General features: G+C 64.1%; 11 protein-coding genes. 2 read left to right on the top strand and 9 right to left on the bottom strand.

Annotated features, from left to right (window positions below):
* Positions 1-47 precede the first annotated feature (47 nt).
* The 3 genes from H7688_RS08590 to H7688_RS08580 all read right to left on the bottom strand — a co-directional run bounded on the left by H7688_RS08590 (position 48) and on the right by H7688_RS08580 (position 4999).
* Positions 48-2357: a HAMP domain-containing methyl-accepting chemotaxis protein gene (locus H7688_RS08590; protein WP_183360660.1), complete on the bottom strand. Its 2310-nt coding sequence runs from the start codon at positions 2355-2357 to the stop codon at positions 48-50.
* A 383-nt stretch (positions 2358-2740) separates the two neighbouring features.
* Entirely contained in the window at positions 2741-4192 is a 1452-nt protein-coding gene (locus tag H7688_RS08585) for an SLC13 family permease (RefSeq protein WP_183360659.1), read from the bottom strand.
* 24 nt (positions 4193-4216) lie between these two features.
* Positions 4217-4999, bottom strand: a complete 783-nt coding sequence (locus tag H7688_RS08580; RefSeq protein ID WP_183360658.1) for a hypothetical protein — start codon at positions 4997-4999, stop codon at positions 4217-4219.
* 328 nt (positions 5000-5327) lie between these two features.
* Here H7688_RS08580 and H7688_RS08575 point away from each other — a divergent pair, with 328 nt between their 5' ends.
* Positions 5328-5750 (top strand): hypothetical protein, encoded by a 423-nt coding sequence (locus H7688_RS08575; protein ID WP_246329753.1) that lies wholly within the window; start codon positions 5328-5330, stop codon positions 5748-5750.
* Between the two features lie 114 nt (positions 5751-5864).
* On the opposite strand, the gene H7688_RS08570 is transcribed toward H7688_RS08575, so the two are convergent.
* From H7688_RS08570 to H7688_RS08550, 5 genes are all read right to left on the bottom strand, one after another.
* Entirely contained in the window at positions 5865-7418 is a 1554-nt protein-coding gene (locus H7688_RS08570) for a sensor histidine kinase (RefSeq protein ID WP_183360657.1), read from the bottom strand.
* Between the two features lie 137 nt (positions 7419-7555).
* Complete coding sequence (locus tag H7688_RS08565; RefSeq protein ID WP_183360656.1) at positions 7556-9184, bottom strand: HD domain-containing phosphohydrolase; 1629 nt, start codon at positions 9182-9184, stop codon at positions 7556-7558.
* A gap of 509 nt (positions 9185-9693) precedes the next feature.
* The gene (locus tag H7688_RS08560) at positions 9694-10170 is read right to left on the bottom strand and encodes a hypothetical protein (RefSeq protein WP_246329752.1); all 477 of its coding nucleotides are present in this window, start codon (positions 10168-10170) and stop codon (positions 9694-9696) included.
* Positions 10171-10293: 123 nt separating this feature from the next.
* Entirely contained in the window at positions 10294-10836 is a 543-nt protein-coding gene (locus tag H7688_RS08555; protein ID WP_183360655.1) for a YMGG-like glycine zipper-containing protein, read from the bottom strand.
* 4 nt (positions 10837-10840) lie between these two features.
* A complete protein-coding gene (locus H7688_RS08550; RefSeq protein WP_183360654.1) occupies positions 10841-11224 on the bottom strand; it encodes a hypothetical protein in 384 nt (127 codons plus the stop codon).
* A 468-nt stretch (positions 11225-11692) separates the two neighbouring features.
* On the opposite strand from H7688_RS08550, the gene H7688_RS08545 reads away from it, so the two are divergent.
* A complete protein-coding gene (locus H7688_RS08545) occupies positions 11693-11896 on the top strand; it encodes a GSU3473 family protein (RefSeq protein WP_183360653.1) in 204 nt (67 codons plus the stop codon).
* 20 nt (positions 11897-11916) lie between these two features.
* Here the strand turns inward: H7688_RS08545 and H7688_RS08540 are convergent, their stop codons facing one another.
* Positions 11917-14469: a PAS domain S-box protein gene (locus H7688_RS08540; RefSeq protein ID WP_183360652.1), complete on the bottom strand. Its 2553-nt coding sequence runs from the start codon at positions 14467-14469 to the stop codon at positions 11917-11919.
* Positions 14470-14643 lie beyond the last annotated feature (174 nt).

Genomic DNA, 14643 nt, shown 5'->3' with positions numbered 1-14643 from the left:
GCTGGTGAGAACGGCAGGCGACCTTCGCAGCCTCCCCTGAACGCCGTTTAGAAGCTTTCGAACGCCTCATCGTTCTGGTTCAGGTGCAGCTCAGCCCCCTTGTGGGCAGCGCGGGTCAGCCGGGGCGCCTTTTTCTGGACCTGCCGCTCGGGCTTGGCGGGCTGCCGTGCCGGCTTGTTCGCGCCGCGCTCCACCCCCAGGTCAAAGAAAGAGATCACATCCTGCAACTGCTCGGACTGCGAAGCGAGTTCCTCGGCGGTTGAGGACATCTCCTCGGCCGCCGCCGCGTTTTGCTGGATTACCATGTCGAGCTGCTGGATCGCCTTGTTGATCTGCTCTGCGCCGGTGTCCTGCTCGCGGGATGCTGCGGAGATCTCCTGGACCAGTTCGGCGGTGCGCTGGATGTCCGGAAGCATCCGGGTCAGCATGGCGCCCGCCATCTCGGCGACTTCCACGCTCGAGCAGGAGAGCTGCGAGATCTCGGCCGCGGCCCGCTGGGAGCGCTCGGCGAGCTTGCGCACCTCGCTTGCCACCACCGCGAACCCCTTGCCGTGTTCGCCGGCGCGCGCCGCCTCGATGGCCGCGTTGAGCGCCAGGAGGTTGGTCTGCCGGGCGATCTCCTCGATGATCGAGATCTTGCCCGCGATCTCTTTCATCGCGTTCACCGTCTGCAGCACTGCCTTGCCGCTCTCCTGGGCGTCCTGCGCCGACTTCACGGCGATCTTCTCGGTCTGCAGCGCATTGTCAGCGTTCTGCCTGATGTTTGCCGACATCTCCTCCATGGCGGCACTGGCCTCCTCGGCGGCGGCCGCCTGCTCGCTGGCCCCCTGGGAGAGCTCTTCGGAGCTCGCCGACATCTGGGAGGACCCGTTGGCGACGTTGTCGGACGAACTCTTCACGTCGTTCACCACTTCGCAGAGTTTGGCGACCATGCTGGAGAGCGAGCGCATCAACTCGTCATGCTGCGAGCGCTCGGTTAGCTGCACGGTCAGGTTGCCGCGCGCCACTTCCTGGGCGGCACTGGTGATGTTCCGGGTGGCCTGGATCAGCGTGTTCAGGTTGTTCTTGATGGCGTTGAAGTCGCCCCGGTACTCGTCCTTGATCTCTTCCGGCATGTCCCCCTTGGAGATACGCTCCACGTAGTCGGCTGCGACGTTCAAGGGCCCGATCACCGCATCGAGGGTGCCGTTCACCCCTTCGATGATCTTGCGGAAATCGCCCTGGTGCCGGGTCGCGTCGGCCCGGGTAGCCAGCTCGCCTCGTGCCGCGGCGCCGGCCAGGTGGTTCGCGTCGGCGATCAGTGCGTTCACGTTGTCGATGCAGTTGTTCAGGTTCTGTTTGATCTCGTTGAAGTCGCCGCGGTACTCGTCGGTGATCTTCTGCGGGACGTCTCCCTTGGCGATGCGGTCGACGTATTCGGCCGCCACGTTCAAGGGGCCGATCACCGCGTCGAGGGTGCCGTTCACCCCTTCCACGATGCTGCGGTAGGCCCCCTTGTGGCGGCTGGCGTCGGCACGGGTCGCGAGTTCCCCTTCCATGGCGGCGTGGGATAGGCTGGTAGCGTCGGCTGCCAGGGCCTGAATGCTCTGCACCATGCTTGCCATGGACGCGAGTAACTGCCCGGTCTCGTCCCGGTAGGTCTCCCCTATCTGCACCTCCAGGTCGCCCTGGGCCAGACGGTCCGCCACTTCGACCCCTTTCCTGAGCGACCGGTTGATGACCCGCGCCACCAAAAGCGACAGGAGTGCGCCCATCAGCACTGCCGCTACGATTACTGCCACGATGGTGCTGCGCGAGGCCGTGAAGGTGGCCTGTGAGCTCCGGAAGGAGCCGTCGGCGAGCTTGTCGTTCAGCGCCACCTCCTTCTCCAGGGCGGCCGAGGCTGCCAGGTAGAACTTGTAGGAGTCGCCGCGCAACGCGGTGAGCGCCTTTTTCTTGTCGGCGCGCGAGAGCTGTACCAGCTTCTCATGCTCGGTCAGAAACGAGGCGAAGTTGGCGTTGAACTCGTTGAAGAGCGCCTTCTCCTCCCCATTGCCGATCCGCTTCTCGTGCTCCGCGGTGAGCTTCTTGATGTCCTCGATGGTCTTCACCATGCGCTTTTCATACTTTTCCATGTCCTGATCGGTGTCGGAGAGCAGGTGCTGGAACTCGGCGCGTCGGAAGTCGCCTACCAGGGTCTGGATCCGGCCGATGGAGCGCACGCTGGGGAGGCGCTGCTGGGCCATTTCCAGGGTCGAGCCGTTCACCTTGGAGAGCTGGTTCAGGGAGATCACCCCCTGGACGATGGAAAGCACCAAGACGCCCGCGACGACCAGGACGATTTTACCGCCGATTTTCAGGTTGTTGAACCACGTCATGACCTACTCCTTTTCATTGAATCGAATAGCTTCCCCGCCCCCCCGCGCACCGCACCTCGAGGAAGGAACGTGCCTCCTGCCACGGAATACGGAATCGGTGAATGGGGAATTTGGTTGTAGGAGTATATCGGTGCTGAAGGGGAACACTTGAGGGGTAAGTTGCCGAGCTACCATTATTTTTGCCTTAGCAGGGTGCTGGCAAAAAAGGGGGCGGTTTTTGCGGGCGCCGTTCGTGCTGGCGGAGAGGAATTTCCGGGAGATACCGGATTGTTCGGGTAAGGGCAGGAAAGGGCAGGAAAGGGCAGGGGGCCAAGAGCCAAAGAGTGGTCCCCTGAAACGGTAGGGTCCCGGGCCGTCCCTGGTAGGCCCGGACCCCCACGCAGCTAGATGCTCAGTCCGAGGAGCGGCCAGACGAAGAGCACCGAGGCCATGAACAAAAGCCAGGATACCGCCATGACCGTGACACCCGAGACGATGATGTCCCGGCTCTTCAAATAGCCCGAGGCATAGGCGATGGCGGTCGCCGGCGTCCCCATCGGGAGGCAGTAGGCAAGGCCCGCGGGGAGGGCGATGGAGAGGGTCATCACCTTGGGATCGAGCCCGGTGGTCTGGCAAAGCCCCATGCCGACCGGCATGAGGATCGCCACCACGGCGGCGTGGCTGATGCACTCGGTGAGCACGATGGCCACTAACGAGATGACCGCGATGATCGCCAGCGGGGAGTGGTGCAGCGTCCCCAGCCCTTTCTTGACCACCCATACCGCCGCGCCGGTCTTCTCCAGTGCCGAGGCGAGCGCGATGGTCCCGCCGTACATGAGGATCACCCCCCAGTTGACGTACTCCTCGATCTTCTGCCAGGAGACCACCTTGAAGGTGAAGAGTGCCCCGGCGCCCAGGATGGCGATGGCGGCAAGTCCCGCCTTCTCGCCGAAGGCGATCCAGCTGACGATGGTCGCCACCATGACCAGGGCGGTCAGCATCTCGTCGTAGCTCATCTTGCCGGTTTCCAGGCGCTTGCGGTTCAGGAACTTGAGCCCCACCTCGACGCTCTCCAGGTCCGCCGGGAAAAACCTGACCAGCAGCAAAAACGCGATCACCAGCAGCGGCAGGACGATCATGCACGAGGCGGTGGTCCACTCGATGAAGGAAAAGTGCTGCCCGGTCGACTCTTTCAGGAGCCCGGCGGCCAAAGGTGCACGCGCTCCCCCCAGGAAGGTGGCGATGCCGCCGATGATGCAGCCCCAGGCAAGCGACATGAAGAGGAGCTTGCCGAAGTTGCTCTTCCCCTTTTCCAGGCCGAGCGCGGTGCTGATCTCGGCGACTACCGGAAAGAGCATGGCTGCCACGGCGTGCTCGCTCATGATGAAGGAGAGAAACGCGGATAACAGGAAGACGGTGAGGGCGAGCCGGGTCGGGGTCCTGCCGAATTTGGCCAGCATGGCACGGGCCAGGCGCGCCGAGATCCCGGTGCCGGTCAAGGCCGCCGCCAGGATGAAGGCCCCCAGGATGAAGAAGACCGCCTCGTTGCCGAACATCGAGTAGGTCTTCTTGGCGTCCATGATCCCCAGAAGCGGCAGGAACACCATGGAAAGCAGCGCGGTGACCGCGATCGGGAGCATCCCGGAAATCCAGAAGAAGATGGTGGCACCGAAGAGGACCAGCGAGCGGTACCCGCTGACCGAGAGATCGGCCGGCGGCTCCAGGCGCAGCAAGAACGCGGTCACCAGCACCACGGCGGCCATTACCTGGTAGCGGGCGGTCTTGTCCAGGAGGATGAGCCACATCGGGCGGTTGTCGATCTTGAGCGGTTTTTCGAGGAGCTGGTTCTTGTCCATGCGGGGCCTTTGCGGTTGAGGAGGTTAGAGGCCGGAGGAGGCGAAGGATTCCTCGACTTCCTTCACCCGCAGTACCCGGCGCAGGTCCGAGGTGGCCAGCAGGCGCCGTCCTTCGATGAGGTCGATGAAGCCACGCAGGCCGGTGCGCGCAGAGGCGGGCGCGAGCGGCGAGGTGAGGTAGATCAGTGGCAAGAGCGGCTTCAAGAGCGCCTTGCTGCGACGCCAGGCCACAGTGAGGTAGTGGAAGAGCTCGCTGCTCTCCTCGGGGGTGATTGCGGCGCTCCGATCGAGGGTCAGCAGCGGGATCACCTCCCGCTCCAGCAGGAGGTCGATCTTTTTGCGGGTCAGCGTGGTGGGCTCGGCGCCGGCCACCAGGGTCGAGGCAACTGCCCAGCGCGGGAAAATGGCGCGGGCCTGCTCCAGGGCGCTCAGTCGCGCGTCCACCTGTTCTAGCGCTCCGGGGCCCAGGGGGAGGTCCAGGATGTCCACCCCGGCCACGTACGCCCGCTCGAGAACCGCTGCGGTAGCCGGGTAATCCAGGCGTCCCAGGAGGTGGGCGTTGAAGTTCTTCTTGATCAGGCGGGCCAGGTTAGCACCGCTGCCGAAATCGTCCGGTTCCCCGAAAGAGAGGTGGAACAGCGAGGCGTTCTCCTGGTAGTGGCTCTCGAAGAGGGTCTCCAGGGTCTCGCGCTCGGGGAGGTTGCCGCCGACGAAGAAGACGTTCGCCTCGCGTCGCAATTCGTCCGCCGCCGCGCCGCGTTGCTCCCGGGAGAGGAGTTCCTTCACTTTGTGCTGGTCGATCTTCATCTGGCTCCTGCTCCCTGGTCCTTCGGCGTGTGGCACCGCTCCGGTGCCACGTGTGTACCTTATCCCGGTTTGAGTTTTTATAAGATATAGATTCGCACAAAATCAGTCAAGAAAAAATTCTCTTTTGTCTATCGCTATAGTGGGGTTTTGGCCGGACGGGTTGGCGAGGGCACCAAGGTGGGCCTCCCCGACCTGGAAATGTTCGGTTTTAGCCTGGGGTTTGCATGTTGGTCGGCTTGTTGTACAACTTGCCGGGGTGGCTCTTGAAACTGCCTCGCAGCTCCAATCGTATCGGTTCTGCCGGGGTATCACTGAAGGAGGCATGGCCATGGATCTGGAAATCGCCATCGGCAATACCCACGACACGGAGACCCGCGGCACCGGCTGGTTCCTCGGGTTCAGCGACTGGTGCCGCGAGAATTCCGAACTCCTCTTCGTGCCGCGCGGGCAGAGCCTGACCGGGCTCTGCCTCAAGTGGTACGACCACCCCTCGGGGGAGCTGAGCGGACCCAAGCCGGAGAGCGTCGGGCGCACCCTGTCGATCCTGGTTTCCCACGGGATCTTCGAGGTGGAGTTCTGCGGCTCGCCCGCATTCCCGCCCGACCAGGTGCGCCGCGTGCTCCTTGCCCGGCAGGGAGACTTCGTCGTCTGGGGTGCCGGAATCCAGCATCGCTGGTGCTGCCTGGAGGCGGCGAGCATCCTCACGCTGCGCTGGGAGCCACAAGGACGGGAAGGGGAGGGGGGATGCTGATCGTCGTCTTCGGGGTGTCCGGGGGCGGGGCAGCGCTCATCGGGACCCTGCCTCCCCGTCACTTCCCCGGCAGTAAAAAGCCGGCGCCCCTTGGGGACTGCCGGCTTTTCCACGTTAATGACCCTCTTTGGGGAGCGAGAACCAGAAGGTGGCTCCCCCCTCCAGCGACCCCTCGGCCCAGACCCGGCCGCCGTGGCGCAGGATGATGCGCTGCACGTTGGCCAGCCCCACCCCGGTCCCCTCGAACTCCTCGTTGGAGTGCAGGCGCTGGAACAGGCTGAACAGCTTGTTCACGTACCTGATGTCGAAGCCCACCCCGTTGTCTTTCACGAAGAACAAAACCTCCGTGAGGCGCTCCTCCCACCCCACCTCGATGCGGGCCCGCTCCCGCGGTCGGGTGAACTTCATGGCGTTGGCGAGCAGGTTCACCATCACCTGGCGCAGCATCGCGGCGTCGCCGACCACGGTGGGAAGTTGGGCGATCTCCCACTGGATCGAGCGGTCCCGGGCGTCCTCGGTAAGTTCCCTCACAATGTCGCGCACCAGCTTGTCGAAGTCCACCTGTATCTTCATCAGGTCGGCGCGCCCCATGCGCGAGAAGGAGAGCAGGTCGTCGATCAGGTTCCCCATGCGCTGGGCCGCCTGGGTGATCACCTGCAGGTAGTGCTTGCTCTTGTCGTCCAGGCCGCTGATGTCCCGCGAGTTCAAGAGGTCCACGAAGCCGATGATGTGCCGCAAGGGCGCGCGCAGGTCGTGGGAGACCGAGTAGCTGAAGGCCTCCAGCTCCCGGTTGGTGGCGGCCAGCGCATCCACCTGCCGGCGTAGCGCCTCGTTCAGCTCGGCGATTTTCGCGTCGCTTTGTTTTTGGGCCGTGATGTCGCGGATCACGGCGAAGGCCCAGATCCCCTCGGGGGTGTCGATCGGGTTCAGCATGATGTCGACCGGGATCTCCCGCCCGTCGCTGCTTTTGCCGTAGAGCTCGAGCCCGATCCCCATCTTGCGGGCTCGCGGGTCGGCGAAGTAGTTCTTCCGGTGCTGCCGGTGCCGCTTATGGTAGCGCTCCGGCATGAGCATCTCGACCCGCTTGCCGATCATCTCCTCGCGTATGTAGCCAAAAAGCGCCTCGGTCTGCTGGTTCACCTTGCGGATCATGCCATGGCTGTCGATCACCACCACCGCGTCGGGTGCGCTTTCAAAGAGCCGCTCGAACATGTTGCGGCTTTTCACCAGGGCCTCGTCGGCGCTGCGCCGCTCGGTAGCGTCCCGGGTCAGCTTGCCAAAGCCCACCAGCACCCCGTCCTTGTCGTGCAGCGCGGTGATGGTGACGGCCGCCCAGAAACGACTGCCGTCCTTGCGCAGCCGCCACCCCTCCTGGGACATGCTCCCCACGGAGCGCGCGATCTCCAGTTCGCGCTGGGGGAGGCCGCTCTTGACGTCGTCCTTGGTGTAGAAGATGGAGAAGTGCCGGCCGATGATTTCCGAGGGGTGGTACCCCTTGATCCGCTCCGCACCTGCGTTCCAGGAGAGGATGTACCCCTTGGGGTCCATGATGAAGATGGCGTAGTCCTTGACCTGCTCCACCATCTGCAGGAACTGGTCGGCGGTCACTGGGAGCCGGGTTGCCGCACTCTCCACCCCTCTCTTCTTGTAGTCGTCCGATTTTGCCATAGTGCCCACCGTTTCCTCGAAACCGGCAGTCCCGGAATCTCCGGAGAGCTGTCGGAAATCCTGCTCTCATTATATAGATTCTCAAGCGTCAAGACAAAGGGGCGGGGGGGACTTGGGGGAGGGAGACAGGGAAAGGCTCACTCGTGGCCCGTCAGGCGTTCCTGCTCCAGCTTGCGGTTGTAGCGCTCCAGCGCCTCGACCACCCGCGGATCGAACTGGGTCCCGGCGTGGGCGCGCAGCTCGGCGAGCGCCTCCGAGCTTTGGGTGGCGCCGCGGTAGGGGCGGTTGGAAATCATCGCGTCGAAGGCGTCGGCCACCGCGATCACCCGGGATTCCAGCGGGATCTCTTCCCCCTTGAGCCCCCGGGGATAGCCGGTGCCGTCGAACCACTCGTGGTGGTGCAGGATGCCGGGGAGTACCTCGCGCAGCCGCTCGATCGGCTCCAGGATCGCCACCCCGACCTCGGGGTGCAGCCGCATCGGCACGAACTCCATGTCGGAAAGCGGCGCCTTGATATCCAGCAGGGAGTCGATCACCCCGATCTTGCCGATGTCGTGCAACAGCGCCCCCAGGCGCACCCGCTCGGTGAGTGCTTCGTCCAGTTTCAGCTCGTGGGCCAGGGCGACCGACAGGTGCATGACCCGCTCCGAGTGCCCCCAGGTCCAGGGGCTCTTGGCGTCGATGGCGTTGGTGAGGCTCGCCACCGTGCTGATGAAGAGCTCGCGCAGTTCCTCGTAGAGCTTCGCGTTTTCCAGTGCCACCGCCACCTGGGCGGCGATCTTCTCGATGGCGAAGATGTCCTCGGCGCTGAACCTGTCTGCCTCGCTGCGCCCCAAAAGCAGCACCCCCTTGGTGGTCGCCTTGCTGAGCAGGGGGATGGCCACGAGCGACCTGAGGCCCGCCTGGCTTAGGGCGAGGTCGGCGGGACCCAGCCCCGAAACGTCCGCAAGCGCGCTTGCCTCCTGGTTCTCTCCGCTTTGGAAGGCGGCCTCCGCCACGCTGCGCCCCAAGAGGCGATTTCCCGGCTGGAAACTCTCGGGTATCCGCATGCCGCTCCCCCGGCTCACCTGCACGATCAGGGACCCCTTCACCTGGACCAGGACGCTTATGAAGTTGGAGCGGATGATCCAGCCGATCCGCTCCACCGCGGTTTCCAGAATCTGGTCGTGACTCAGTGACGAGGAGATCGACTTGTTGATCTCGTCCAGGGCGAAGATCACGTCCGAGCGCCGTGCCATGGTCACCGACATCTCGAGTGAGTCGTTGAACAGGCTGATGTGGCTTGCCATCAAGGCGGCGTGGGAAACCATGAGCTTGATGAGCTCGATGTCGTTGCCGGAAAACGGGGGATCGGCGGCACGCCTGGCCACGAAGGCCACCCCTTCCACCTGGTTGCGCACCAGCATCGGCACCGCCACCAGGGCGTAGCCGTGCAAAAGTTGGCGCAGTTCGGCCGGCAAAAGCGGCAGCACGCTGTGCTCCGAGATCATCAGGTGCTTTCTCTTGATGAGCAGGTTCTTGAGGACCGGGATCTTCTGGGCCGGGACCGGGAGCTGGTGTACCAGTTCCAGCTGGCGCGCGGAGAGGCCGCAGCTGCGCACGGGATCGAAGCCGGTGCGCTCCTGGTCCCGGAAGTACGCCGCCGCCCAGCGCGCGTGCAGCGACTTCTTCAGCAGTACGGCAAGCCCCTGGAGAACTTCGTCCTCCACCGTCATGCTGGTGAGGCTCTCGACCCCTTGCTGATATGCTCCGAATTCTCCTGTCATAGCGTCTAGTTTATCACAACTCCAGCTTGAAGAAGTTTTTTGAGCACATCAATTGAGGCGCTCTCTGTCAGCTGGCACCACGAACCCGGTGTCACAGGATGATATTTTTAAGACTGAGTCCGACATCAAGAGACTGCCGACGACCACACCGGTGCAGGCTTTGAGAGCTTCGTCCCCGCGCTGAGTCGCCTTGAGGCTGTTTGACGTTGTGTCGTGGGCTTTCGGGTTTCCTGATCGAGCGCTGACCTTTCGCCCGTGCGTCGCACCCCCTTCCAGGGGGGGGACAGGAGGTGCCGGTGTTAGCCCATCCCCACCCCGACCCTCCCCTTGAAGGGGAGGGGGATGTTGCGAGCGAAGATTGGCGTTGAGCAGGTCGGGTTTTGTGCGGTTGCCGTCGTGGCGGTTGCGGCAAGGCCAAATCGGGCCCGGCACCTTGTCCCGGTGCGGCGGGCGAGGGGAACCGGCAGCGGTCCTGGGAAAAGGGCCGCTGCCAGCCCGGGGGGAGGGCGTCAGGGGACGGTTGCTTCGAAAGACTGCACCCAGAGCATGCCGCCGGCGCCGCTTTCGCGGAACTCGTCGCCACCGTCGCTGCCGCGGTACCGGTAGGTGAAGCGCAGCTTGCTCCCGGCAGGGGCGGGTCTGGAGAGCTGCACGCTGAAGGGGGCCGCCCGGTCCTGGTCCAGTTGGCGGGGGATCACGTAGCTCACCGAGCGCGCCGCCTCCTTGCCGTCCGGACCCAGGATCGCCACCCAGATCTCCAGGTCGTACAGGTGGGCCCAGCGGACGTTGCGGACGATCCCCTCGACGACGGTGTGGTCAGCGACGCTACGGGTGGACCAGGCGAGCTGTAGGTCGAACTGGGTATAGTGTTCGGGAAGGCTCGCCATGCGCTGACGGCTCACATCCGGGTAGTTCGCCGTGGCGCAGGCCCCCACAAGTACTGCCATGATCATTGCGACGCCCAGTCGCAGGATGCCTCTTCGCATGGTTGTTCTCCTCGTTGTTGCCACTCCTCATTGTAGTAAACCGCGCAGCAAAGGACAACGCGGTCCCTACAACGACAAACCCCTCCGCCAGGTGACGGAGGGGTTTAGTGTGGCCGGTACCTTTCAGTAGCCGGGCTCGACGTAGTCCGGCGGCACGCTGTCGTAGGCGGGCGGCGGGGGAGGCGGGGTCGCCACCCGGCGCTGCCGGTACTCCCTGCGCACGGTGCCGGGGACCTGGTTCCCCTTGGCGTACATGCACTGCAGGTAGCTGTTGTCGTAGCGGCGCTGGGCCTGGTAGCCGTAGGCCTGCCCGGAGTCGGCACCGCTTACGCTCCCCAGCAAAAGACCGCTGCCGGCCCCGATGGCGGCACCGGCACCCGCGTTACCCGAGGCCGCGCCGAGCATGGCCCCGACCCCGGCACCCAGCACGGTCCCCACGACGGCACCCTGCGCCACGCTCTGGTCGTGCTGCTCCTGGGGGCTGATCCCCAGGCGCTGCTCGGCCCACATGCGGCACTCGGCGTCTTCCTGCATGAACACCTCGAACGGCTTGCCGGGAGTCGGCAGCACCATGACACTCGGTCCGCTCGGCATGGTGGCGCACCCCGAGATGAAGAGGGCCCCCAGGCTTACCGCAACCAGCGCTTTTCGGGTTGTTTTCCTCATGACGTTATTCCTCCGTGTCGCTGTCGTCCTCGGGAGCTCCCTCAGGCTTCGGGGGAGTGGTCTGCGGCACCACCTTCTTCCAGCCGCCCGGGCAGCTCTTCACATAGGGATAGTAGGCCTTGGATTCGCTGCAGTAGTACCAGTACTTCTGGTCCGACTGCGGAGCCGGGGTCTGCTGGTAGATGTACTCCTGCGGCTGCTGCTGGATCACCACGGGCGGAGACGGCGGGTAGTAGGGATAGGGGTAACCGTAGTAGGGAGACCCGTACCACCCCGGTCCCCAGGCCGGGCCGATCCAGATGCTGCCCCGGACATGGGCTTCCCCCGGTACGCTGAACCCGAGCACAAGGACCGCCACGGTCAACAGTAATGCGGCTGTTTTCTTCATAAACTACCTCCCGTTCGTGCGGGGAGCCAGGTCCAGGACCTGCCCCAACCTTTCAGGATCATTCCGGATCTATTTTTGGCTCAATTCGAGGCGGCGTCAAGCCCAAATGCTCATCACCCCAGCGTTATCCAGATCCTAGCACGGCATTGTGAAAAAATTGTGCATGAAGTGAGGAAAGATCCGGTTTCCTCACAGTGTGGCGGCCACTACGCGTTGGCGTTCGAGCCAGACCTTCTCTGTCACTAAACCGCGCTCCCTGAAGCTTTTAGGGGGTCGCGCCGGACTCCGGGTAAGCTGTGCCAGAGCTCGGGCAAACCCGAGGATTTTTACTGTCTGTAGCGCAGCGCCGACAGTGGGAGCGACAGTCACTGTGCCTGTAGCGCGAAATCTCGTGGAGGCGTTGCCAATTCTTGAGAGAATGCTAGAATCCTCTAATTATTTTTTAAGCCGATGTCCAAGGAGGAGGCTATGAAGATTGCCGTGGTGTTTGCCGATCAGCGCAGGGGATTTGTGCGGGCGGAGGAGCTGCAGGAACTCATTCAGAAGGCGGCGATCGTCTCGTTTTGGCGCAGCGACGGGGAAATCGTGCAGCTGGGCGCCGGTCGGGTGCGCGGCATGGGAGGGAGAACCTACCGCGGTCCCGAACGCCGCGGCAACGTCCTATTCTGCTGAAGCGGGGCCGGCCGGGGACCTTACCCCTGGGCCGGCAGCCGCACCGTGAAGGTCGTGCCGCTCCCCGGCTCCGACAGGTACTCGAGCCTCCCCAGGTGGTCCTTCACGATCGAGCAGCAGATCGACAGCCCCAGCCCGGTGCCGCCGGTGTCCAGCTTGGTGGTGAAGAACGGTTCCATGATCCGGCTCCCGTCGTCACGGGTGATGCCGCACCCCTCGTCGCGTACCGTGATGGTCACCTCGCCGCGCGCCTCGTCGTAACCGGTAGAAAGCCAGATCCCCCGGCTCTTCTCCGGCAGGGCGTGGCAGGCGTTGGTCAACAGGTTGATGATGACCTGTCCCAACTGCTGCACGTTCCCCTTCACCTTGGGGAGTTGGCCCGCCAGGTCCACGTGGAAGTTGCTGGTGAACTTCACCAGCTCGTGGTGCAAAAGGGTCACCGCCGAGGTGGCCACCTTGTTCAGGTCCACCTCCACCTCCTGGACGTTGCGCTCCTGGCGCGCGAACCCCTTCAGGTTGTTGATGATGGCATCGATCCGCAAGGTGCCGTCGATGATCCCCTCGAAGAGTTCGCCTGAATGGGCGTCCAGTTCCGAGAAGGGGATCCCTCCCAGGAGAAACTCGCCGTTTTCCCGATGGTATTCCCGTAGAAATTTGAGGGCGTCCTGCCAGGCGCGCGACAAGACCCGTGCGTTGGCCATGATGTAGTTGTTCGGGTTGTTGATCTCGTGGGCCACCCCGGAGACCAAAAGCCCGAGCGAAGTCATCTTGTTCGCCTGGATCAGCTTGGACTGGATGTTGCGCGCCTCGCGCTCCATGCGGATGCGCTCGGTCACGTCCCTGAAGGTGCAGTAGACCACCTGCGACCCCCTGAGCGTGAGGATCTTGCCGCGCATGGTGACGATGATCTCCGAGCCCCCCTTGCGCCGGCAGACCACGTTGTCAAGGAGCGAGGACCGTTCGGTGTTGGTACCGATGATGGTGCCGCAGAACATCGGGAAATCGTCGGGGCGGCAGATCGCCTCCAGCCCCTGGGTGATCAGTTCCTCCTTGCTGAAGCCGAAGACCCGCTCCGCCTTGTGGTTCAGATCGAGGACCCGGCAGCTGCCGCAGGCGAAGAAGATGATGGCGTCCTCGGTCTGGTCGAAGACCTGCCTGAAGAGCTCCTCGCTTTTCCTGAGTTCCTCCTCGGCCATTTTCTTCTCGCTCACGTCCCTGAAACTCCAGACCCGCCCCACCACGCGCTGGTCCAGGATCTGCGGGTGCGAGGAACACTCCAAGACCCGGCCGTCCTTGAGCCAGAGGTCGCGGTTGGCGGACTGCTCGGGACGGCTGTAGAGCTCCTCCAACTGCGCTTGGAAGTCCACGGGTTCCTTGAGCTGGGCGAAGAGCCGGGCCAAAAGGGCCTCGCGGTCGCCGTCGGCCACCAGTGCGCGCGGCAGCTGCCAGAGCTTCAGGAAGTTGTCGTTGAAGGTGCGCACCCGGTAGGAGAGGTCCACCGCCAGGATGCCGTCCGCGGTCGACTCCAGGGTGGCGCGCTGCAGCGAGAGCGATTCGAGCAGTATCTGCTGCGCCTTCTTGCGGTCGCTTATGTCGCGCATGATGAGGAGATAGCCGCCGCCGGAGAGCTTGCTGCTGCTGATGGAGACCTCCAGGGTGATCGGCGTGCCGTTGCAGCGCCTGCCGGAGATCTCCCGGTATTCCGGGGCCCTTTGCTGGGTGTCGGCCGCCTCGAGGAGCGAGGCGAGTCCCGCCGCGCCGTCGGTGAAGAGCGCCGCCGCCGGGGTCCCGGTCAGGGCCGCAGCGCCGCAGCCGAAGATCCGCTCGGCGGCAGGGTTGAAGGAGAGGATGCCGCCTTTGGCGTCGAGCATGACGATCGCGTCGTTCACCTGGTCGTGGATGGCGCTCGCCCGGACCCGGTCCGACTGGGCCACCTTCTGCAGCGGGCGGATCACGAAGAGCCAGAGCAGGGGGGCGATCACCACGGTGTTCAGGAAGGAGTCCACGATGCGCGCGCAGGAGTCGGACAGACCGAAGCTGCGCGAGAAGACCAGGGCCTGTACCAGGTCGACCAGGAAGATCAGCACCAGCAATAAGACGTACAGGCGCAACGGGATCACCAGGAGGTCGGTGAGCGGCATGCGGCGCGGCTGCGACTTGCGGAACAAAAGCCACCAAAGCGGCGGAGCGCTCAGGAGCGTGGAGAGGCAGGCGTCGGCCAGGTCGAGCGCCTGGTGGTCCGAGGTGGGCATCATCCGGGGGAGCAGCACGGTGACCAGGATCTCGATGAGGAAGATCCCGACGAGCACCAGGGTGAGGTGGATGGTGAAGTTGCGGCCCTGGGTGGTGAACTCCTCGGCGAAGTACTTCCGGCAGAGCACCCACAAGGGGGGGGCGAAGAAGACGACCAGGAGCCCGGCGTCGACGAAACCGGTCTGCAGGGTGTCCAGTTCGCCCAATAGGGTGTTCAACAGCTCGTTGACGGCCAGCTCGGTGGCGAAGATCGCCAGCAGCATGAGGATGAAAAGCCCCGTCGAGCGGTCAACGTGTCGGGTAATGGCGTAGTGTGGCATGGCGGCGACCTCGGGGTGAGCGTCCGGGCGGGCTGCAGCAGCACCCGCCAGCCCTGGGAAATGGGGCGCTCAGGGGCTTGTTTCGCCGCGTAAGATACTAAACGGCACGCGATATATCAATTGCTAATATCGCTAGAGCCGATCCTCCCCATGGATGGTGGTGGCAGCTTTTTC

The organism is Geomonas limicola, from assembly GCF_014193675.1.
GTDB lineage: Bacteria > Desulfobacterota > Desulfuromonadia > Geobacterales > Geobacteraceae > Geomonas > Geomonas limicola.
This window is presented reverse-complemented; position numbering and strand designations above follow the sequence as displayed.